The organism is Paenibacillus polysaccharolyticus (genome assembly GCF_900102085.1).
GTDB lineage: Bacteria > Bacillota > Bacilli > Paenibacillales > Paenibacillaceae > Paenibacillus > Paenibacillus polysaccharolyticus.
This window is the reverse complement of sequence record NZ_FMVM01000007.1, coordinates 1-20,519: the sequence shown is the minus strand read 5'-3', so window position 1 is coordinate 20,519 and position 20,519 is coordinate 1. Positions and strand designations below refer to the sequence as shown.

Below are 20,519 nucleotides of genomic sequence, written 5' to 3'. Positions count from 1 at the left end.
AACGTATGGAGTCGCCTCAATACATGATGCGCGACATCCCCCAGGAAGATCGCCCGAGAGAACGCATGATGGAATATGGGGCGGGCGCCTTGAGTCATACCGAATTGCTTGCTATATTACTTCGAACAGGAACGAGACAGGAATCCGCCATGCATATGGCACAGCGGATACTGAATCAAGCAGGTGGCATCCGTTCGTTGATGGATCTGAGCCTTGAAGAGATGACAGCTATGAAGGGCATTGGACAAGCCAAAGCGGTTCAGCTTAAAGCAGGTATTGAACTGGGCCATCGGATTGCCAAGAGTCGGCTTGCTCCATCGACATCGATCCGTACACCGCGTGATGCTGCGGATATTCTAATGGAACAACTGCGTTATTTGCAGAAAGAACATTTTGTGTGTCTTTTTTTGAATAGCAAAAATCATATCATAGCTCAGGAAACACTCTCCATGGGCAGCCTGAATGCTTCAATTGTACATCCGCGTGAAGTATTTCGTGCCGCCATCAAATGTAGCAGTGCCTCAATTGTGTGCGCACATAACCATCCCAGCGGTGATCCAACGCCTAGTCCGGAAGATATTCAGATAACCAAAAGACTGATTGAAGCCGGCGCAATCGTGGGCATTGACGTTCTGGACCACCTTGTTATTGGTGATGGAACATACGTAAGTTTGAAGGAGAAGGGCTTGGTATAATATAATGGTTGGCGTTGATGTTTTCCTATGAATGATAACGGACGTGTCCGTCAAAGATAGGTTCACTTTACTTTGCAGATTCAGATTCAAAATACTACATGCGAATATTAGCTCCACGGTTTCGTGGGAATGAAAGTTATGCTCTTGTAATGAAACAGGAGCAGTAATATGAGGCAGAAAAGGAGAATACGTCATGTTTGGTGGTTTTACGAAAGATTTGGGTATTGATTTGGGGACAGCGAATACGCTGGTTTATGTACGTGGAAAAGGAATTGTGGTGCGCGAGCCTTCGGTTGTCGCATTGCGTACGGATACAAAAAGTATCGAGGCTGTGGGTGAGTCCGCTAAAAAAATGATTGGACGTACACCTGGCAATATCCGCGCTATTCGTCCAATGAAAGATGGCGTAATTGCTGACTTCGATACTACTGCAACGATGATCAAATACTTTATTCGTCAGGCACAGAAGCAACGCTCTATGTTTCAGCGTCATCCTAACGTGATGGTATGTGTACCATCCGGAATTACGGCCGTGGAACAACGTGCAGTTGAAGATGCGACCAAACAGGCAGGAGCACGTGAGGCTTACACGATCGAAGAACCATTTGCAGCCGCTATTGGTGCAGATCTGCCCGTATGGGAACCGACAGGCAGTATGGTCGTTGATATTGGTGGCGGTACAACTGAAGTGGCAGTCATTTCTCTAGGTGGTATCGTAACCAGCCGTTCGGTGCGTGTAGCAGGTGACGAGATGGATGAATCCGTGATTCAGTACATCAAACGCCAATACAATCTGATGATCGGTGAACGTACATCCGAACAGTTGAAGATGGATATCGGTTCAGCTATGCCGCTGGAACAAGTGGAAACGATGGAAATTCGCGGACGTGATCTGGTAACAGGTCTGCCGAAGACGATTACCATTACTTCTGATGAGATCAGCGAAGCTCTGGCAGACACCGTGAATGCTATTGTTGAAGCGGTAAAAGTAACACTTGAGAAGTGCCCTCCTGAGCTTGCAGCAGACATTATGGATCGGGGAATTGTCCTGACAGGCGGCGGAGCTCTGCTTCGCAATCTGGATAAGCTGCTGGCTGGAGAGACAGGAATGCCTGTCATTGTTGCGGAGAATCCGCTAGATTGCGTAGCGATCGGCACAGGTAAAGCACTGGAAAATATTCATATGTTCAAAAGCAGAAGCAGTTCAGCAGTTCGTTCCAAGCGTTAATGGATTGCTTGCCGTCTGATCCTTGATTGGGCGGCAACACTTCAATGTAGAGTACCCGGATATCCCGGGAGAGCTATAACCCGCTTAACAGGGGAGGATCGATTGATATTCTCGCAGGGACTTCAGGTCTGATATCTCCCCGCCGGGCTGGGCTCGGAAGAGAATAATGGATGTTAGAGGGTGTTGGAACTGTTTAAACTGCTTGGCAACAAAAGACTTTTTGTTTTGCTGGTGGGCCTTGTTACATTTATCGCGCTGATGGGCTTTACGCTTAGTCCGCGAGCCAATTTATCCTGGCCGGAGAAATTCCTCAAGGATTCAGTTGGATTTGTACAATACGTATTTTACAAGCCCGCTTCTTATGTAGCGGGCTTTTTCAAAGATGTAGCGAACATGCGTGCGGTATACGAGGAAAATGAAGAGCTTCGCATCGCGATGGGACACTATACGCGTGACCGATTGAAATACAATGACTTAGAGCAAAAAAACAAGCAACTCGAGCAAGCGCTCAATTTTACAAAAGAACAACAGAATCGATACAACTATGGTTCTCGAATTGCCCAAGTAATAAGTGCCAATTCCGATCCGAACAGTAGAACGATTAACATAGACATCGGGGAGAATGCAGGCATCAAACCAGGTATGGCTGTTACATCACAGGAAGGTTTGGTTGGGGTGATCAGCCATGTCAGTTCGTATACATCAACGGTGAACTTGCTAACTTCAATGGATGCTAATGACCCAACATCGAATGCGATTGCGGCTACGGCTGTAGGCAAAGAGAAAGTGTTTGGTATGATCGAGAGTTATGATCCGAAGAGCGGTATGTTAAAGATGACCAAGATTGCAGAGGATTCCAATATCGCAAAAGGTGATGAAATTATCTCATCTGGTATCATCAACAATTTTCCAAAGTACATGCGTATTGGAGAAGTGAAAAGCGTCGAGAAGAGCGAATACGGTTTAACACAGACGGCTACAATTAAACCCTATGCCAACTTCCTCGATTGGAAAGAACTGATTGTGATCATTCCGCCTGAGGTTAAACAATAATGGTTACGCGCAAACAGGTTCTGTTTCTGTTACTGTTCATTCTGTTCATTGCTGAAGATACGATTCTGCCGCAGATCATTCCTTCAGCCTGGCAAATGCGTATATCAGCCAACCTGGTTTATATCGTTATTTTATTTTTTGCTGTGTATTATCACAGGCATACAGCCCTTGTGCTCGGCATATTATTTGGACTCTTGCATGATGTTGTCTTCTACGGGGAGATGATTGGCCCTTACGGATTCTCCATGGGATTATCTGCTTATATGATGGGACTTATATTTCAAGCACCGCGTGCACCGATGCCCATCATGGTTTCAGTTGTCCTGCTTGGAAGTTTGCTGAATGATACGATGTTATTTTTCTTATACAAGCTCTTCCAGCTCAATCATGTGACCTTTGACTGGGCACTGATTGAATACATGATCCCTAATCTGTTTGTTCACTTTGTGTTTACCCTGATCATTTATGTGCCTCTGCGCAAACAGCTGGAGAAGATCGGCACACCTAAAAGTAAAGCAGATGAAGCTTCCTGATGACATTTATGGAGCGAGAAGCAGGAACTTGGGAACCGGGGCACGAAATGTAATGAGATGGGAGGGACAGGCTTATGACGGTAAAATCGAATCACGTAACGATTAAAGGCATCCGAGACGGCTTGGTTTTCCTGTTGGACGATCAATGTGAATTCGAGGAATTGCTCTATGAGCTCCGCTATAAGCTGGAACACAGCCATCAAAACATTTTGACCGGACCGATTGTTCATGTGGATATCAAGCTTGGAGCCCGAGAAATTACGGAAGATCAGAAAGAAGAGATTCTGGATATATTGAAGCAAAAAGGGAATCTACTGATCCGATCCTTTGACTCGCCTGCACTTGTACAGGAGGTCAAAGGTCCCCCGCCGATTGTGACGATGTGCGGCATGGTACGATCAGGTCAGGTGCTTCATCATGAGGGGAATCTCCTGTTTCTCGGAGATATCAATCCAGGGGGCACGGTGACGTGTACTGGGGATATATATGTTTTGGGTTCACTCAGAGGTATGGCTCATGCCGGAATCAGCGGGGACGAAGAGGCTATTATCGCAGCATCGGTATTTGCGCCAACACAGTTGCGTATTGCCGATGTAATCAGTCGTCCTCCAGATGAATGGGAGAGTCATGAAACCGGAATGGAATTTGCTTATTTGCAGGACAATCAGATGCAGATCGACAAGATGAGCAATATCGTTCGGTTGCGCCGAGATTTTAATGTGTTTAAAGGAGTGTAGCTCATGGGAGAGGCGATCGTGATCACTTCGGGTAAAGGCGGTGTGGGTAAGACGACCACCTCGGCAAACATCGGGACAGCCCTGGCGCTGCTTGGCAAAAAGGTTTGTTTGGTCGATACCGATATCGGCCTTCGTAATCTGGATGTAGTGATGGGACTCGAGAACCGCATTATTTACGATCTGTGCGATGTTGCGGACGGCCGTTGCCGTTTGAATCAGGCTTTGGTAAAAGACAAGCGTTTCGAAGAATTATACATGTTGCCTGCAGCGCAGACGAGAGACAAAAACTCTGTATCGCCAGAACAGGTGAAAGATATCATCCTGGAACTCAAAAAAGATTTTGAATACGTCATTATTGACTGCCCGGCAGGGATTGAGCAGGGATTCAAAAATGCGGTAGCAGGAGCAGATCAGGCCATCGTGGTCACTACACCGGAAAATGCAGCAGTGCGTGATGCGGACCGTGTCATCGGCTTGCTGGAGAGTTCACACATTCAGTCTCCTAAGCTGGTAGTGAACCGGATTCGCAACAATATGGTGAAGTCAGGTGACATGCTTGATATCGACGGTATTTTACAAGTACTTAACATCGACCTGATTGGCATCGTGCCAGATGATGAACTTGTCATCAAGGCTGCCAATTCTGGCGAACCTACAGTGATGAACCCAGATTCACTTGCAGCCATTGCTTATCGCAATATTGCAAGACGAATTTTGGGAGATACCGTGCCATTAATGCAGATGGAGCAGAAGAAGGGCGCATTTTCCCGTTTCAAGAAATTTTTCGGGATGGGTTAAAGGGTATGTAGAGCGTGAAATAAATTTAGTTAAATTGAACTTCAAGTAACAGCCGGGGCAGCGTGTCCGGCTGTTTTTTTGTGTATGCCTCGTTTACTCACTGTCTACTCACTACTCATAGGCTTTTCTTTGGTTTATTACGTGTGATTACGTGCGTCAGCTATTTGGTAAACTGCCGTAGTGACACTCCCACACACAACATTCGTAATTTAAAGCTAAAGCTTATTTTCGGTTCAGTTAGTATGGAGGCTTGTTCATATTCTTTGCTGTTGATTCATAGGATGTAGTAAACAAGCCTCAGCGGGAGGACATGGCATGAATACAAAACGGAGAATCAAACAGAGACGAGAAGAGCGGATACGGCGGCTTATGGATGGGGCAGTGCATGAAGTGTTGCAAGAACAAAAGCCGGTTTTTCGATGGGATCGTGGAAGAGAAAGAGATCAGGGCAGTGAAAGAGAGAGAAATGCAGACATAAGTATAGATGGAAGTAAAGATCAAGGTAGAAATAGCGAGCATGATGAAACGAACCGGCAGAAGCCGTTTGTTTTTGTAGAGGAACCAGCGGAAAGAGACCCGGAATGGTTGTGGAAGAAGGAAAATGGACATTTCGGCCCTACAGGGCGTTCTGGTTTTAATTTGTTTCGATCGTTCCTACGGCGTACGGTAGTCAGTGCAGTACTATTTGCAGGCGTGTGGGGACTGTTTCAATTAAATGCATCATGGACGATAGCACCTAAAACCGTTATTGCTGAAGTACTTCATAACGATATGGATTTTGCTGCGGCTACGGCATGGTATGAACGGAATTTCGGTGGGACACCTTCTTTCCTGCCGGTACTTGGACATACCACTGATGTAGTAAACGGCTCAGGAATCCGGCAGCTTCTCGGTAAACCAATTTCAGGTACGGTCGTTCAGCCATTTGCTTTAAGTATGAAGGGAATTGAGATTGTTCCAGATGCCGCTACTACAGGAGGGCTCGTGCAAGTCGTCAGCTCAGGTGCTGGGCGTGTGCTTGAGGTTCTGGGGGATGCAACCAGCGGGTATACCGTCGTTATCCAGCACGCTGGTAAGGTGACCGCCATATACGGCCGGATGAACGAGAGTGACGTTCAGGTGAATGATTGGGTCGAAGCGGGGAATGTGGTGGGACGCTTAAAGGGTGGAAACACGGATCAGCCAGCTACGCTTTATTTTGCGATAAAAGAAGGAGAAGAGTACGTAGACCCTGCGGAAGTCGTTGCCCTTGATTAGGGTGTGGGGAGTGCGAATCTCGCTTCATCCGTTTTTTGTCATCATCATGATGACCTCCCTGCTAACTGGACATTTTATCGAACTGATCACGCTGTTTGCCATCGTATTTATTCATGAATGCGGACATGCTGCCGCGGCGGCCCTTCTGGGCTGCCGTGTATTGTCTATACAGATGCTTCCCTTTGGGGGAGTGGCTGTTATTGAAGATGGAGGCAAACTGACGGCTTACCGCGAGATTGTCATTGCCTTGGCTGGACCGTTGCAGAACATTCTGATGGTTGGCATAGTACTGCTTCTAAGCCGATTTCAGTTGGGGGACCCACTGTTTCTGGATTATATCATCCAAGCCAACCTGCTCATTGCTTTGTTTAATCTGTTGCCAGTACTGCCTTTGGACGGAGGAAAGATCGTTCAGGCGATTGTCAGCCTGTGGGCTCCTTACTATACTACACTCATGTGGACTTATCGCATCAGTATCCTGTGTAGCGCAGGGGTTATTTTGGTTGCGATTAGCCGGTGGCTTTCTGGCGATTACGGGCTACCGTTGAACCTTTTATTAATAGGCCTTTTTTTATTTTACTCCAATTTTACCGATTATCGGAACGTGCCTTATCGTTTTATACGTTTTCTGATGAACCGGGAAGCTGTTTTTGTACGGTATGCAACTACAGGTGGCTTCGCCCAACCGATAATCTCGTTCCCAGCGAAACCTTTGGACACTATTTTGCGTCTATTAAAAAGGGAACAGTACCATATGGTATACGTGATGAATAAGCAGGGACGTATCCTGGCGGTTTTGCCTGAACAGAGAGTGATTGGCTCGTACTTTCAACAAAATACCGATAAATTGTGAAGCCTACTGATGAACCTGCTCTCAAACGGGGTAATACATTTATGATCGTTATTGCCTATAATATGAAATGGATGTGGATAAATTGAAGGGTCTTCTAGAGGTGAAGCCATGAAACAAATGATTGTACATAATGAACATAACCTCATGCAAATGGCGCTTCTGGAAGAAGGCAAAGCTGTGGAGTTCACGGCAGAGCGTACACGCGAGCGCGGGTTGCTAGGTTCCTTTTTCAAGGGACGGGTAGTGAATGTGTTACCGGGTATGCAGGCTGCCTTTGTGGATATTGGTCAGAGAAAGAATGCGTTTCTGTATGTGGATGATGTGCTCCACCCCCATCTGGAGAAGCAACCTAAAATAAAACCTTCCATCTCGGAGTTGCTGCGTCCGGGTCAGGAATTAATTGTACAGGTTCTGAAGGAACCGGTAGGAAGCAAAGGAGCCCGGGTGACGACTCATTATTCACTTCCGGGCCGCTGGCTTGTCTACATGCCTGTAGCGGGTTATGTGGCTGTTTCCAAAAAGATTGCCCGGGAGGGGGATCGTTCCCGCCTCAAAGGGATGGGAGAGCGGTTGCTTCGGGACGAAGAAGGGCTGATTATTCGTACCGTATCTGCGGAAGAAGCGAATGAGGCGATTCAGACTGATTTGGAGGCATTACGAGCTCAGTGGCTTCTGATTCGAGAAAAAGCAGACAGTTTGCCTTCTCCAAGCTTGTTGCACCAAGACCAAAGCATGATTCAGCGAGTGATTAGAGATGTGTATACTCCTGGTAGTGACGAGGTGATCACTGATAGTGAAGGACAGGCTCGCGTAATACGGACGTTGCTTGAAGAGATCTGTCCAGGGCATGAGCCTCGAGTTCAGGTGTATTCCGGAACGGAATCTATCTTTGATGCTTACGGTGTACAGGAACAGCTGAACAAAGATTTTGCCCGCAAAGTTTGGCTACCCGGAGGTGGGTATATCGTTATTGATCATACCGAAGCGCTGACCGTGATTGATGTGAATACAGGCAAGTATACCGGAGCAGGTGGAGACAGTCTGGAAGAGACGGTAACCGAAACCAACATGCAGGCTGCAGTGGAGATTGCCCGGTTAATGCGACTACGGGACATTGGCGGCATGATTATCGTTGACTTCATCGATATGGAAGAGGCATCGAATCGGCATGATGTAGCGTCTGTGCTGGAGCAGGAGCTACGTAAGGATCGGACCAAAGCTTTTGTAATGGGATGGACGAAACTCGGGTTGCTTGAACTGACTCGCAAAAAAGTAAGAGAAGAAAGTACCTTGCCCTACGTGGAAGCTTGTTCTTCCTGTCATGGCACGGGGAAAAGATATATTTCACCTTTGCATTGATTTTTAATATACTGCGTGATATAATCATCAAGTATGTGTTTAAGCCTATTGGTCTTGCACATGCTGTAACCGCACTGACCAGGTTTAAGAACAGTTCCGCAAGGTACTGTCACCTGAGAACGGGCGAGTCTGAGACATGAGGAGGTGCAAGGCAAATGTACGCAATTATTGAAACAGGCGGCAAACAGTACAAAGTCCAAGAGGGCGATGTTCTGTTCATCGAGAAATTGAATGCGAACGACGGCGAAAGCGTAACGTTCGACCGTGTCCTGGCTGTATCTAACGATCAAGGTTTGACAGCAGGTACACCATTGGTTTCCGGAGCTACTGTAACGGCTAAGGTTGAGAAACATGGCAAAGGTCAAAAGGTTGTTGTATACAAATACAAACCGAAAAAGAACTACCATGTGAAGCAAGGTCACCGTCAACCGTACACTAAAGTAACTATCGAAAAAATCAAAGCGTAAGAAGGTGCGATAAGTGATTATCGTTCAAATCTTTCGTGATGAGGACGGGAACATCGAACGCTTTTCTATCGAAGGGCATGCCAATTTTGCCAAGCGTGGAGAAGATATCGTATGTGCCGGGGTATCTGCTGTTACAGTAGGTACAGTGAACTCGATTGAAGCATTAACTGGTATCGAGATGGATGCCAAGATGAAGAATGGTTTTTTAAGCGGTTCTTTACCGGTGCTGGCAAAAGGGGAAACTTTTTCTCAGGTACAGTTGTTGCTCGAATCCATGGTAGTTATGCTCTCTAATATTGCAGAGTCATACGGGAAGTATATTCAAATACAGCAACACCAATAAGCAAAGAAGGAGGAAAACCAATCATGTTGAAATTAAATCTTCAGTTGTTCGCATCGAAAAAAGGTGTAGGTTCCACGAAGAACGGACGTGACAGTAATGCACAACGTCTGGGTGTTAAACGTGCAGATGGCCAAACTGTAACTGGTGGTAGCATTCTCGTTCGCCAACGCGGAACGAAAATTCACCCAGGAACAAACGTAGGTATCGGTAAAGATGACACTTTGTTCGCGAAAATCGACGGCGTTGTTAAATTCGAACGTTGGGGTCGCGATCGCAAAAAAGTAAGCATCTACCCTGTAAACGTTGCTCCAGTAGCAGCTGCAGTAGAAGCTTAATATCGGCATTCCGCCTAAGGAGCCTTCGGCATTTTTGCCGGAGGTTTTTTGCATTCTACGACTATTCGATAATGAACTGGCAGAAAAGACATGTTATACTTGGTTACGGTGGGTTGAAACCAACCTAGTTTGGTAGAACGGGGAGAAGCCATGAAATCCTGGAAAAGAGTGCCGTGGATTGCGGCATGTTCACTTGTGATTCCTTTGGTTTTCGTTATGTTGTATCCAGCGTCTTTTGCGAGCGTTGTGTGCGCATTTTGGTCCGTCGCAGTGATGTTAGTATCAGGATATGCGATGAAAAAGCAGGCGGAGGCGGAACGCAGAATCATCATTCAATCCATGGAAAAAACAGCAATAGCTTCATTAAATCATCATCGGCATGACTGGATGAACGATCTCCAAGTGTTATATGGATATCTTAGGCTGGGCAAACTTGATAAATCCCTGCAATGTGTGGAAAGAATAAAAGAGCGGGTAACGGAAGAAAGCCGTAAATCTAAATTAGGTATACCTTCTCTCGTCTTTTATTTGCAATCTTTTCGGGCCAGTGGAGCTGCACTGGAATTGCATGTGGAAGTAGAAGAAGAGCTGCAGCTCAGTGCTCTGGTCTCTCCCGAGGATGGCGAGTCGCTTACGGGGGCGATTGCGGATGCAATTCGGGCCTATCAGTATGGCGGTGGCCGGTCGTCTTGGGGAGAGGTACGCAAACTGACCTTGAACTTCGGACAGGATCACGGAGATGTCGTTGTCCGGTTGGACGGAGATCAAACCCCGGATCCAGAAACGCTGCGGCAATTAACAGCTGTACTCAAAGGTAAAAAAGTCAGAACGGAGCAGCTTCCGTCTGGGGATACGTTTGTACAATTCAGAATGCCTTGTGGAATATAGGAAGAAGGGGTAACCAATGTTTGTTGATAAAGCGAAGATTTATGTAAAAGCAGGAGATGGAGGAGACGGTATCGTCTCTTTCCGTCGTGAGAAATATGTACCGGAGGGTGGCCCTGCCGGCGGCGATGGCGGCAGGGGAGCTGATATTATTTTCCGGGTAGATGAAGGTCTGCGGACATTGATGGACTTTCGTTATCAGCGTCACTTCAAAGCCCCACGTGGTGAGAAGGGACGTAACAAAAGCCAGCATGGTGCGAATGCAGAGAACATGATTGTGCGTATCCCGCCGGGCACGACGATCGTGGATGAAGACAGTGGCGAAGTGTTAGCTGATCTAACGCGTCATGGTCAGCAAGTGGTTGTAGCCAAAGGTGGCCGCGGCGGGCGTGGTAACATCCGCTTTGCAACGCCAAGAAACCCGGCACCTGAACTTGCCGAGAACGGTGAGGAAGGCGAAGAGCGTTATATCGTGCTTGAGCTTAAAGTCATGGCGGATGTGGGACTAGTCGGGTTCCCGAGTGTGGGTAAATCTACGTTGCTGTCCGTTGTATCTGCTGCCAAGCCGAAGATTGGGGCATACCACTTCACAACCATTACCCCTAACTTGGGTGTCGTTGATGTGGGTGAGGGCCGCGGTTTTGTTATGGCCGATTTGCCGGGTCTGATTGAAGGGGCACATGAGGGTGTCGGACTGGGACATGAGTTCCTGCGACATGTTGAGCGGACGCGAGTTATTATTCATGTTGTGGATATGTCGGGTTCTGAAGGGCGTGATCCTTTCGAAGACTGGCAGAAAATTAATGATGAGCTGCGACTATACAATCCGGTGCTTGCCGAGAGACCGCAGGTTGTAGCTGCGAACAAAATGGATATGCCGGATTCCGAAGCTAATCTGGAGCAATTTTTGCAACAGGTTCGTGAAGTGAAGCCAGATATTGAAATCATGCCTATTTCGTCGCTGACTCGTCAAGGTATTCAGGAACTGTTGTACCGAGCGGCTGATCTGCTGGATCAGATTCCGGAAGAGCCTGAGGTAGAAGAAGTAGCCGATCTTTCCGAGCGTAAAGTATACAGTTTGGAGAAAAAAGAGGACGAAGGTTTCCGTATTGTGCGTGAGAACGATACATTCATTGTGGAGAGTGTCAAGATTGATCGCATGATGAAACGGATGCAGTTGAATTCACACGAGGCTATTCTGAAGTTGGCGCGTACACTTCGTCACATGGGTGTGGATGATGAACTTCGTAAACGCGGTGCCGTGGAAGGTACGATTGTGCGTATTGGAGATTTTGAGTTTGAATTTGTGGAAAGCAGCAGTTACTACTAAGCCGCTAGGCCAAAAAAATTGTGAACATCATCGGCTGACGATTGCTTAATAAAAATGAGAAACGCAGTGAAGCGGGAAGTTACCGTGAGGCTGCGTTTTTTTTGTTTGTTTTCTGACATGAGAGAGAGAAGTCTGTATAATGTGAGAAACGGTTTTTGAAAAATAGACATGTCACGTATTGCCCTTTTGTGATTCATCCTATATAATGTCCACTATATGAATACATGAGTCTTTGAGGAGAGGACGTTCTGTGAATGAACGCTATTACTTAGTACGGGAAGATATTTTGCCTGAAGCTGTGGTAAAAACGATGCAGGTGAAAGACTTGCTTGCTTCCGGTGATGTTAAAACAGTGCATGAGGCCGTCGAGCAGGTTGGATTAAGCCGAAGTGCCTTTTACAAGTACAAAGATGGAATCCATCTGATCAATCAGCTGGAGCGTGAGCGAATCGTAACGATCTCGATTGACCTGGAGCATCAGTCTGGTATTCTGTCTCGTGTGCTTGGACATTTTGCAGGTTATGGAGCCAACGTGCTTACGATTAATCAGAGTATTCCACTTCAGGGCAGAGCCAATGTTGTCATTTCCGTGGAAACGACGCATCTGCATGGAGAGATTGGAGAAATGCTGGATCGAATGCAAGATATGCCTGGGGTGAAGCGTACACGGATCGTAGGCCAAGGTTAATCGGGCTTAGAGAATATAGGATTAGACAATAGGGGGTAGGTCGTTAGTGAAACCGGTAAAAGTCGGATTGTTGGGCCTGGGCACGGTTGGAACGGGCGTTGTCCGAATTGTGGAAGGGAATCAGGAGGATCTGAGCAGCCAGGTGGGGTCGCCAATTATCATTGAGAAGATTGCAGTGAAGAACACGGAGAAGGATCGTGTTATTCCTATTGACCGGGCGAAGCTAACAGAGAACCCTTGGGATGTCATTCGTCACCCGGACATTGATGTTATCGTTGAAGTGATGGGCGGCATCGATCAGACGAAAGAATATATTCTTGAGGCATTGGAACGTGGGAAACATATCGTAACAGCGAACAAGGATCTTATGGCATTGCACGGTTCAGAGATTCTAGCTAAAGCGCAGGAAAAGCAATGTGATGTGTTTTATGAGGCCAGTGTGGCTGGAGGCATCCCGATCATCCGCACGCTGATTGAAGGTTTCTCTTCGGACCGGATTACGCGGATTATGGGGATTGTGAACGGCACAACGAACTATATTTTGACGAAAATGAGTCAGGAAGGCGCATCCTATGAAGAGGTGCTAGCGGAAGCACAAGCTTTAGGGTACGCGGAAACAGACCCGACCTCAGATGTGGAAGGACTGGATGCTGCTCGTAAAATGGCAATCTTGGGCACCCTCGGTTTCCGTACGAATGTGGAATTGAAGGATGTTACCGTTAAGGGGATCTCCTCCGTCACGCGTGAAGATATAACGTATGCTAAAAGACTGGGATATGAGTTGAAGTTACTTGGCATCGCAGATCGCATCGATGATGAGATTACGATTAGTGTGCAACCAACGATGGTGAGAAAGAACCACCCAATCGCATCGGTAAACGGTGTGTTCAATGCAGTGTATGTACACGGTGAGGCGGTAGGCGAGACGATGTTTTACGGAGCAGGGGCGGGTGAATTGCCAACAGCTACTTCCGTAGTTGCTGACATTGTTGCCGTAACGAAAAACCTCAAGCTTGGTGTAAACGGAGTAAAAGCAATTGTACCTTATAAACAGAAGAGACTGCAGAGTGATGAGCAGATTTTTTCGAAAAATTTTATATTACTGCACGTGGACGACAAAGCAGGGGTGCTGGCGCAGATTACGCAGATTTTTGCCGAATATGAAGTCAGTCTCGCTTCTGTTGTGCAACAGCCGAATGAGCACAATCCAGACGCTGAGATCATTATCGTTACACATAATGCAAGTAAGGCGAGCATGGACAAGGTGCTTAAGCATTTTGAATCACTCAACGTGATTCGCCGCATTAAGAGTGTTTATCGTGTAGAAGGTTAGTTGTTGAGTCATTTTAAAATATAATTAGTTTATATTTTTGTTTTGCAAGCAAATCATCATTTCATGAATCTAGATCATTAAACCCAAAGGAGTTTACCCACAATGAGATATCAAGGATTACTGCAAACTTACAAAGAACACCTTCCAGTCAATGAAAATACGCCACAGCTTACACTTCAGGAAGGAAATACGCCGCTGATTCATGCAGAGAATCTGTCGAAGGAACTCGGATTGAATCTGTATTTCAAATATGAAGGCTTGAATCCTACAGGTTCTTTCAAGGACCGCGGAATGGTTATGGCTGTTGCCAAAGCAATGGAAGAAGGCAGCCGTACGATTATGTGTGCATCTACTGGTAATACATCCGCAGCTGCTGCAGCCTATGCCGCACGTGGTGGGTTGAATTGTATCGTATTGATTCCAAATAACAATATTGCATTGGGTAAACTCGCTCAAGCGATGATCTATGGTGCCAAAGTCATCGCGATCAATGGTAACTTTGACCGTGCCCTTGAGATTGTACGTGAAATTACGGCTAAACACCCGATTACACTCGTAAACTCTGTGAATCCATACCGGATTGAAGGACAGAAGACAGCTGCTTTTGAATTGGTTGAGCAATTGGGAGATGCACCGGACGTTCTGGCTATTCCGGTTGGTAATGCGGGTAATATTTCAGCATACTGGAAAGGATTTAAAGAGTATAAAGAGGCAGGGAAATCGAACACATTGCCGCGTATGGTCGGGTTTGAGGCAGAAGGAGCTATGGCAATTGTTAAGGGAGAACCCATTCTTGAGCCAGAAACTGTAGCTACAGCGATTCGAATCGGTAACCCTGCGAGCTGGAAAACAGCAGTGGCTGCAGCTGAAGAGTCAAATGGTCAGATTAACTATGTTACGGATGACGAGATTTTGGCGGCGTACCGTACCATTGCGGCACGTGAAGGAGTATTTGCTGAGCCGGCTTCTGCTGCATCTGTGGCTGGTGTGTACAAATTGCATAGTGAGGGCTACTTCAAAGGCGGAGAAACGGTTGTATGCGTGTTAACAGGTAACGGCCTGAAAGATCCGAATGTAGCAATTAAAACGGCTGCTGTGGAGCCGCTGGTCGTTGAAGATACAGAAGAGGCAGTTATGGCAGCTATTGCCCAACTGGAACAACAGTCTGTATGAGCTTGCGTGATAAAGTAACCGTAAAAATCCCGGCAAGCACAGCCAATCTGGGTCCAGGGTTTGATACCCTGGGCATGGCCTTGTCTTTGTATGCCTGGCTTGAGATCAAACCGGCATCTGAGACCACATTTCATCTCTATGGAGAACATCTAACGGGCTTGCCTTCGGATAAATCAAATCTGATTTACCAAGTGGCGCAGATGGTATTTGATGAGGCTGGGGTCTCTGTACCTGAGCTTGAAGTTTCGATGTATTCGGATATCCCCCTCACTCGGGGACTTGGAAGCAGCGCTTCGGCAATTGTTGGTGCACTGGCTGGTGCCAATGCATTAATCGGCAGTCCATTATCTAATGATAAATTACTGGATATGGCAACAGCTCTGGAGAAACATCCAGACAACGTTGGTGCATCGTTATATGGGGGTATCATTACAGCAGCTTGGGATGGTCAACGCGTCGACTATCTTCGCATTGAGCCTCACCAGGATTTGCAGGCTTTGGTTATCGTGCCAGACTTCCAGTTGTCTACATCTAAAGCGAGGGATATCGTTCCCAAGCAGTTTGGCATGCCTGATGTCGTACACAATGTGAGTCGTTCTTCGTTGCTCGTTGCTGCATTAGCCAGTGGTAGACTGGATATGATTCAAAAGGCAATGTCCGATCGAATTCATCAGCCGTATCGTGCATCACTGGTACCTGGCATGACGGAGATTTTGGAACATGCTACTGAACATGGTGCGCTGGGTGCTGCGCTAAGCGGAGCTGGGCCAACCGTGCTTACACTAGTAAATCGACATGATACCCGCAAAGTTGAGCTGGAGCAATATTTAATGGGTATTATGGAGCAGGAGGGGATCACGGCCACTGCCTTGTGGCTGGATCCGGATCTGGACGGTGTCCTCATACTGCCGGATCAAGATGAACGTCCTTTTTTGGACAGGATCAAAGGGGAAGTTAACGCATGAAACGAATTGCAGTTTTACCAGAAGGATCAGTCTCACACGAAGCAATCGATTTTCTTTTCGATGGGGAAGCCCTCGATTTGCAGCACTCCAAACTCATTTCGGACATTTTTCGTGCGGTTGATAGCGGGAGTGTGCAGTACAGTGTGATTCCGATTGAAAATACAATTGAAGGCTCCGTTAGTCTGCATATGGACTGGCTTGTCAATGAAGTGGATATCCCGATGCAGGCGGAGTGGGTGTATCCCTCCATCCAGAATGTTATCGGACATGGGAATGAATTTGTCATGGGCGATGGCACATATGATTTTGGTAAAATTACCAAGATTCTATCCCATCCTGTGGCCATCCCGCAGTGTCAGAATTTTATTCGGCAACATTCACCTGATGCAGATCTTGAAGGCGTGAACAGCACAGCTGAAGCGGTGGAGATCGTGAAAAAAAATCCAGGTAAGGGCTGGGTAGCAATCGGCACAAAGCTTGCGGCTCAAAAGCATGGTCTCGATATCATGGCTGAACGTGTGACGGATCATGACAATAACTATACCCGTTTTGTACTAATTGGGCATGAACCTGTCAGCATTCCGCGTGAGCCGGATCATGTAAAGACAAGCTTGCTTGTTACATTGCCTGAGGATGCACCGGGTGCACTCCATCAGGTGTTGTCGGCTTTTGCTTGGAGAAAGCTGAACTTGACCCGTCTTGAATCTCGTCCAACAAAGAAACGTTTGGGCAGTTACTATTTTTACATTGATGTCATTGAAACGGTTGACTCCGTATTGCTCACGGCAGCCATGGCTGAAATTGAGGCATTGAATTGTCAGGTTCGAGTTCTTGGTAGTTATCCATGTTATACATACCCTTCACGGAAATAACCGGTAGCGGTTGGATAATGAATGCAAAGAGATCATTCGGCGTCTATGTCAAATAAGAGAGTTTTTCCGTTATTTTTGTTGTAAAATGGACAGGTTCATTATGTTCCGGGAATAAAGGAAATGCATATTTAATGGAGGTGCAGTTAGTCATGGCAGAACAATGGATCTATTTGGATGGTCAGTATGTAACCAAGGAAAATGCAAAAGTTTCGGTGTATGACCATGGATTCTTGTACGGAGATGGGATCTTCGAAGGTATTCGGATTTACAATGGAAATATTTTCAGATGTAAGGCTCACTTGGATCGCTTGTATGATTCGGCAAAATCCATCAGTTTGAACATTCCGCTGTCCTACGATGAGATGCTTGAAGTGATGGCTGAAACGGTACGCCGCAATGATATGCGTAACGGTTATATTCGTCTGATCGTCTCACGCGGACCAGGGAACCTGGGCCTTGACCCGACGCGTTGCCCTAAAGCTTCCGTGATCATTATTGTAGAACAGCTAGCAATCTATCCGGAAGAAGCGTACCTTACAGGATTGAAGGCCGTCTCCGTATCCCAGCGTCGTAACATCCCGGATGCGTTGAATCCGAAAATTAAATCCCTCAACTATCTGAACAACATCCTTGTCAAATTGCAATCGAACTTTTCGGGTGCAGGTGAGGCTATTATGCTAAACTCGCAAGGCTACGTAACCGAGGGCTCAAGCGATAACATTTTCATTATCAAAAATGGTGTGGTGTACACTCCGCCTTGTTACCTTGGAGCACTCGAAGGCATCACCCGTCAAGCGATTATTGATCTGTGCGGGGAGTTGGGTATTGAGTTAAAAGAAGTGCCTTTCACGCTTCATGATGTGTACATTGCAGACGAAGTATTTTTCACAGGCACGGCTGCGGAGGTTATTGCAGCTTGTGAAGTAGACGGAAGAACGATTGGCTCAGGTGTAGCAGGTCCAGTTACATTGCAATTGCTTGAAGCTTTCCGCCAAATTGTCGACAAAGACGGCTACAAGGTGTGGGAATAAATCACTGCGTCGAATTGAATAAATAACAGGAATTCTCCTTGTCCGATAAAATGTAACATGCCTCGTGTATGTGGGATTTTAGAAGGCGGGAGGATTTTTTTTGTTCAGATGATGTCATTAGCCCGGTTGCTGCATAGGATGTAGTAACGGTATGGGCGAATGTACTGCCCAAGTATGACGTCTAGGAGGTTAGTTCCCTGTGAAAATACACATGGTGAAAAAAGGCGACACCTTATATCTGCTGTCCCAAAAATACAATGTCGCGCTGGACAAATTAATTGCGGCCAACCCGCAGATTGCAGATCCCGACAAGTTGGATATTGGCATGAAGGTCAAAATTCCCACGCAGCCGGTAACACCAAAGCCAGAGGGCGTGCTGCACAGTCACAAGGTAGTACAAGGCGATTCGTTATGGAAACTGTCACAAGCTTGGGGAGTTCCGTTGAAAGACATGATCAATGCGAATCCGCAATTAAAGAATCCAAATGCTCTTCTGGTTGGAGAGACCGTCTATATTCCTTCCATGCATGCACAAGGTAATCAGGCAGCAAACACTCAAATGGGAAATATCGGCGCGCAAGAAAAGTTATCACCTGAAGGGAAAGAGTATACGGGTGTAAAAGAAGAAACGGCACCTGTTGTACCAGCTCCTCCGCCGCAGGCAGTTGAAATGCCAGTACCAGTACCTGTTCCGGCACCAGTGCCTGTTACACCGGCTAAGCCTAATATCAAGCCTGAATTGGAGGCTTTGCCTCAATTACCTGTAATGCCCGAAATGAAGCCTGAGAAGAAACCAGACAAAAAAGAAGAGATGAAGCCTGAAGTTCAAGTCCAACCTGTAAACGAAACAATAAAACCTCAAATGCCTAATCTTTCACCTGAAGTGATGCCTTTGCCTGTGATGCCTAACATCGAACCGGCTGTGAATGTCGAGCCGTCGGTTAAGGCGCCGTGTGGCTGTGGTCAAAAAATGCTCCATGCTCCGATGGAACATCCTTATATGCAGGTGCCTGTACCTGCACAAGAGGTATACGCTGTTCAGCAAAACAACATGTATACGGCAGGGATGGCCAACAACTCTCCTTTCCCTGGTGTTCAGGATGTTGGTGCTTATAATATGGGTAGCATGCCAAATAGCCCATGGATGGGAGCAGAACAGACTTTTAATCATAATAACGTAATGCCAAATATATCTCCTGAGATGACGAATAATGCATTTCCAATTTCGCCAGCAGCTCAAATAAACAGTCCTTTTCCAAGTATTGCAGCTGCAACGAACCAGATGAACAATCAACCGCCATTGATTTCTCCGTACTCCATGCTTCCGTACCCTCCATGCGGATGTGGATCGCATACACATGCTCCTCAATATACTTATCCTGCGTATGGTTATCAGGAACCAGCTTGGGGAATGTATGGTCACCCGAATGGTATGCCGCCTGAAATGTCCACATCTGTTATGCCAAATCATCCGATGGAATATGCTTATCAAAATCCGTATCCGGCTCAAAATATGGTTCCGCCATCTCCGCTTGGTGCTTTTGGAGAGATGTACCCTTCTCAAGCCCATGATGCCAACAGTGGGAAAAAGGGAGGGCGTGACAATGCGAACTTAAGTCAGGCCGCTTTAGAAGAGGTTGATCCGGAATCTGATGCGAAACCGAAATCAACTCCGTCTAAAAATGGAACGGCAAAACGAAGAACAAGTAAAACACTTGCGAAAAGTAAATCAAAGGTATCTGTATCTGGAAAATCTACTAGAGAAAACACGACGTCCACAAATTCACAAAAACCAGCCAAGAAACGTCGTAATCCCTGGATTCAACATTAAGAGCGATCAGAGCGAAACATGAAATAGAATGATGTTTGTTGCGAAAAGGTCAGTTCAACAAATTAGAACTGGCCTTTTCGCTTAAGCAGTTACAACGCGAAAAAGACGATGTGTTTGAAATGATGGAGGTGTCGAAAAAAACAAAATATTGCAGATAACGTTTGAAAGTCCGTTCAAAAATATGTTACAATATGTATGCGCTTTAATTTCAGGTTGAAACTAGCTTTGAATTGAAGTGCACATGCAAAGCTCTGTAGAAATAAAACTATAATTAAAAAACTCTTGCATTAATTTTGGCCATGTGTTACATTATTTAAGTCGCCGCTGAAACACAAGTTGGCTGACATGAACAAGTTTGATCTTTGAAAACTGAACAACGAGTGAGTAAACATTCTGCTTGCAGAATGACGTGAAGGTTTTTGGTACATGCCATCTGGCTGTATGAAAACTGGAACACAAATGAGATTTTTAATCTCGTCAGATTCAAAATGAGCTTATCGCTCTTTTCAATACCCCGATGAGTTACACAGCGTTTAACGACGCTGCGAAATTCATCTTTATTGGAGAGTTTGATCCTGGCTCAGGACGAACGCTGGCGGCATGCCTAATACATGCAAGTCGAGCGGAGTTGATGGAAAGCTTGCTTTCCTGATACTTAGCGGCGGACGGGTGAGTAACACGTAGGCAACCTGCCCTCAAGCTTGGGACAACTACCGGAAACGATAGCTAATACCGAATACTTGTTTTCTTCGC

The 20,519-nt window shown here is 46.4% G+C and carries 21 protein-coding genes, 1 rRNA gene and 1 other annotated feature; all 22 genes read left to right on the top strand.

Features of this window, described 5'->3' with window-relative positions; genetic code table 11:
* The first annotated feature begins 5 nt into the window (after nucleotides 1-5).
* Nucleotides 6-695 carry a RadC family protein gene (radC, locus tag BLQ13_RS10930; protein ID WP_090919105.1) on the top strand — a complete coding sequence of 230 codons (690 nt, stop codon included), beginning with the start codon at nucleotides 6-8 and terminating at the stop codon, nucleotides 693-695.
* Between the two features lie 193 nt (nucleotides 696-888).
* On the top strand, nucleotides 889-1,923 hold the full coding sequence (locus BLQ13_RS10925; protein ID WP_090919103.1) for a rod shape-determining protein: 1,035 nt from the start codon (nucleotides 889-891) through the stop codon (nucleotides 1,921-1,923).
* A 180-nt stretch (nucleotides 1,924-2,103) separates the two neighbouring features.
* The gene (mreC, locus tag BLQ13_RS10920; protein ID WP_090919101.1) at nucleotides 2,104-2,976 is read left to right on the top strand and encodes a rod shape-determining protein MreC; all 873 of its coding nucleotides are present in this window, start codon (nucleotides 2,104-2,106) and stop codon (nucleotides 2,974-2,976) included.
* On the top strand, nucleotides 2,976-3,509 hold the full coding sequence (locus BLQ13_RS10915; protein WP_090919098.1) for a rod shape-determining protein MreD: 534 nt from the start codon (nucleotides 2,976-2,978) through the stop codon (nucleotides 3,507-3,509). Before mreC ends, BLQ13_RS10915 begins: the two co-directional genes overlap by 1 nt.
* Before the next feature lie 74 nt (nucleotides 3,510-3,583).
* Nucleotides 3,584-4,246 carry a septum site-determining protein MinC gene (gene minC / locus BLQ13_RS10910; RefSeq protein ID WP_090919095.1) on the top strand — a complete coding sequence of 221 codons (663 nt, stop codon included), beginning with the start codon at nucleotides 3,584-3,586 and terminating at the stop codon, nucleotides 4,244-4,246.
* A gap of 3 nt (nucleotides 4,247-4,249) precedes the next feature.
* Nucleotides 4,250-5,044, top strand: a complete 795-nt coding sequence (gene minD / locus BLQ13_RS10905; protein WP_090919093.1) for a septum site-determining protein MinD — start codon at nucleotides 4,250-4,252, stop codon at nucleotides 5,042-5,044.
* Nucleotides 5,045-5,359: 315 nt separating this feature from the next.
* Entirely contained in the window at nucleotides 5,360-6,301 is a 942-nt protein-coding gene (locus tag BLQ13_RS10900; protein ID WP_090919091.1) for a M23 family metallopeptidase, read from the top strand.
* Complete coding sequence (locus BLQ13_RS10895; protein WP_090919089.1) at nucleotides 6,294-7,154, top strand: M50 family metallopeptidase; 861 nt, start codon at nucleotides 6,294-6,296, stop codon at nucleotides 7,152-7,154. The genes BLQ13_RS10900 and BLQ13_RS10895 overlap by 8 nt, the downstream gene beginning before the upstream one ends.
* A gap of 108 nt (nucleotides 7,155-7,262) precedes the next feature.
* Nucleotides 7,263-8,513 (top strand): Rne/Rng family ribonuclease, encoded by a 1,251-nt coding sequence (locus BLQ13_RS10890; RefSeq protein WP_090919087.1) that lies wholly within the window; start codon nucleotides 7,263-7,265, stop codon nucleotides 8,511-8,513.
* 57 nt (nucleotides 8,514-8,570) lie between these two features.
* Nucleotides 8,571-8,654: a sequence feature (ribosomal protein L21 leader region), on the top strand.
* 14 nt (nucleotides 8,655-8,668) lie between these two features.
* Nucleotides 8,669-8,980 carry a 50S ribosomal protein L21 gene (gene rplU, locus BLQ13_RS10885; RefSeq protein WP_090919085.1) on the top strand — a complete coding sequence of 104 codons (312 nt, stop codon included), beginning with the start codon at nucleotides 8,669-8,671 and terminating at the stop codon, nucleotides 8,978-8,980.
* A gap of 13 nt (nucleotides 8,981-8,993) precedes the next feature.
* Nucleotides 8,994-9,323, top strand: coding sequence for a ribosomal-processing cysteine protease Prp (locus BLQ13_RS10880; RefSeq protein ID WP_090919083.1), 330 nt, complete (start codon nucleotides 8,994-8,996; stop codon nucleotides 9,321-9,323).
* A gap of 23 nt (nucleotides 9,324-9,346) precedes the next feature.
* A complete protein-coding gene (gene rpmA / locus BLQ13_RS10875) occupies nucleotides 9,347-9,658 on the top strand; it encodes a 50S ribosomal protein L27 (protein ID WP_017692622.1) in 312 nt (103 codons plus the stop codon).
* Nucleotides 9,659-9,808: 150 nt separating this feature from the next.
* The gene (locus BLQ13_RS10870; protein WP_090919081.1) at nucleotides 9,809-10,546 is read left to right on the top strand and encodes a Spo0B domain-containing protein; all 738 of its coding nucleotides are present in this window, start codon (nucleotides 9,809-9,811) and stop codon (nucleotides 10,544-10,546) included.
* A 16-nt stretch (nucleotides 10,547-10,562) separates the two neighbouring features.
* Nucleotides 10,563-11,873 carry a GTPase ObgE gene (gene obgE, locus BLQ13_RS10865; RefSeq protein WP_090919079.1) on the top strand — a complete coding sequence of 437 codons (1,311 nt, stop codon included), beginning with the start codon at nucleotides 10,563-10,565 and terminating at the stop codon, nucleotides 11,871-11,873.
* Nucleotides 11,874-12,123: 250 nt separating this feature from the next.
* Nucleotides 12,124-12,561, top strand: coding sequence for an ACT domain-containing protein (locus tag BLQ13_RS10860; protein WP_090919077.1), 438 nt, complete (start codon nucleotides 12,124-12,126; stop codon nucleotides 12,559-12,561).
* A gap of 46 nt (nucleotides 12,562-12,607) precedes the next feature.
* Nucleotides 12,608-13,894, top strand: coding sequence for a homoserine dehydrogenase (locus BLQ13_RS10855; RefSeq protein WP_090919075.1), 1,287 nt, complete (start codon nucleotides 12,608-12,610; stop codon nucleotides 13,892-13,894).
* Between the two features lie 102 nt (nucleotides 13,895-13,996).
* Nucleotides 13,997-15,067 carry a threonine synthase gene (gene thrC / locus BLQ13_RS10850; protein ID WP_090919073.1) on the top strand — a complete coding sequence of 357 codons (1,071 nt, stop codon included), beginning with the start codon at nucleotides 13,997-13,999 and terminating at the stop codon, nucleotides 15,065-15,067.
* A complete protein-coding gene (thrB, locus tag BLQ13_RS10845; RefSeq protein ID WP_090919071.1) occupies nucleotides 15,064-16,032 on the top strand; it encodes a homoserine kinase in 969 nt (322 codons plus the stop codon). The genes thrC and thrB overlap by 4 nt, the downstream gene beginning before the upstream one ends.
* Nucleotides 16,029-16,904 (top strand): prephenate dehydratase, encoded by an 876-nt coding sequence (gene pheA, locus BLQ13_RS10840; RefSeq protein WP_090919069.1) that lies wholly within the window; start codon nucleotides 16,029-16,031, stop codon nucleotides 16,902-16,904. Before thrB ends, pheA begins: the two co-directional genes overlap by 4 nt.
* 149 nt (nucleotides 16,905-17,053) lie before the next feature.
* The gene (ilvE, locus tag BLQ13_RS10835) at nucleotides 17,054-17,935 is read left to right on the top strand and encodes a branched-chain-amino-acid transaminase (protein ID WP_090919067.1); all 882 of its coding nucleotides are present in this window, start codon (nucleotides 17,054-17,056) and stop codon (nucleotides 17,933-17,935) included.
* Nucleotides 17,936-18,134: 199 nt separating this feature from the next.
* A complete protein-coding gene (locus BLQ13_RS10830; protein WP_090919065.1) occupies nucleotides 18,135-19,766 on the top strand; it encodes a LysM peptidoglycan-binding domain-containing protein in 1,632 nt (543 codons plus the stop codon).
* Nucleotides 19,767-20,323: 557 nt separating this feature from the next.
* Nucleotides 20,324-20,519: ribosomal RNA gene (locus BLQ13_RS10825) — 16S ribosomal RNA — on the top strand; the annotation flags it as partial.

Excerpts from the sequence above, each read along its gene's own strand:
- radC (WP_090919105.1), top strand. The coding sequence starts at position 6 with ATGGAGTCGCCTCAATACATGATGCGCGACATCCCCCAGGAAGATCGC.
- BLQ13_RS10925 (WP_090919103.1), top strand. The coding sequence starts at position 889 with ATGTTTGGTGGTTTTACGAAAGATTTGGGTATTGATTTGGGGACAGCG.
- BLQ13_RS10915 (WP_090919098.1), top strand. The coding sequence starts at position 2,976 with ATGGTTACGCGCAAACAGGTTCTGTTTCTGTTACTGTTCATTCTGTTC.
- minC (WP_090919095.1), top strand. The coding sequence starts at position 3,584 with ATGACGGTAAAATCGAATCACGTAACGATTAAAGGCATCCGAGACGGC.
- minD (WP_090919093.1), top strand. The coding sequence starts at position 4,250 with ATGGGAGAGGCGATCGTGATCACTTCGGGTAAAGGCGGTGTGGGTAAG.
- BLQ13_RS10900 (WP_090919091.1), top strand. The coding sequence starts at position 5,360 with ATGAATACAAAACGGAGAATCAAACAGAGACGAGAAGAGCGGATACGG.
- BLQ13_RS10890 (WP_090919087.1), top strand. The coding sequence starts at position 7,263 with ATGAAACAAATGATTGTACATAATGAACATAACCTCATGCAAATGGCG.
- rplU (WP_090919085.1), top strand. The coding sequence starts at position 8,669 with ATGTACGCAATTATTGAAACAGGCGGCAAACAGTACAAAGTCCAAGAG.
- rpmA (WP_017692622.1), top strand. The coding sequence starts at position 9,347 with ATGTTGAAATTAAATCTTCAGTTGTTCGCATCGAAAAAAGGTGTAGGT.
- BLQ13_RS10870 (WP_090919081.1), top strand. The coding sequence starts at position 9,809 with ATGAAATCCTGGAAAAGAGTGCCGTGGATTGCGGCATGTTCACTTGTG.
- obgE (WP_090919079.1), top strand. The coding sequence starts at position 10,563 with ATGTTTGTTGATAAAGCGAAGATTTATGTAAAAGCAGGAGATGGAGGA.
- thrC (WP_090919073.1), top strand. The coding sequence starts at position 13,997 with ATGAGATATCAAGGATTACTGCAAACTTACAAAGAACACCTTCCAGTC.
- thrB (WP_090919071.1), top strand. The coding sequence starts at position 15,064 with ATGAGCTTGCGTGATAAAGTAACCGTAAAAATCCCGGCAAGCACAGCC.
- pheA (WP_090919069.1), top strand. The coding sequence starts at position 16,029 with ATGAAACGAATTGCAGTTTTACCAGAAGGATCAGTCTCACACGAAGCA.
- ilvE (WP_090919067.1), top strand. The coding sequence starts at position 17,054 with ATGGCAGAACAATGGATCTATTTGGATGGTCAGTATGTAACCAAGGAA.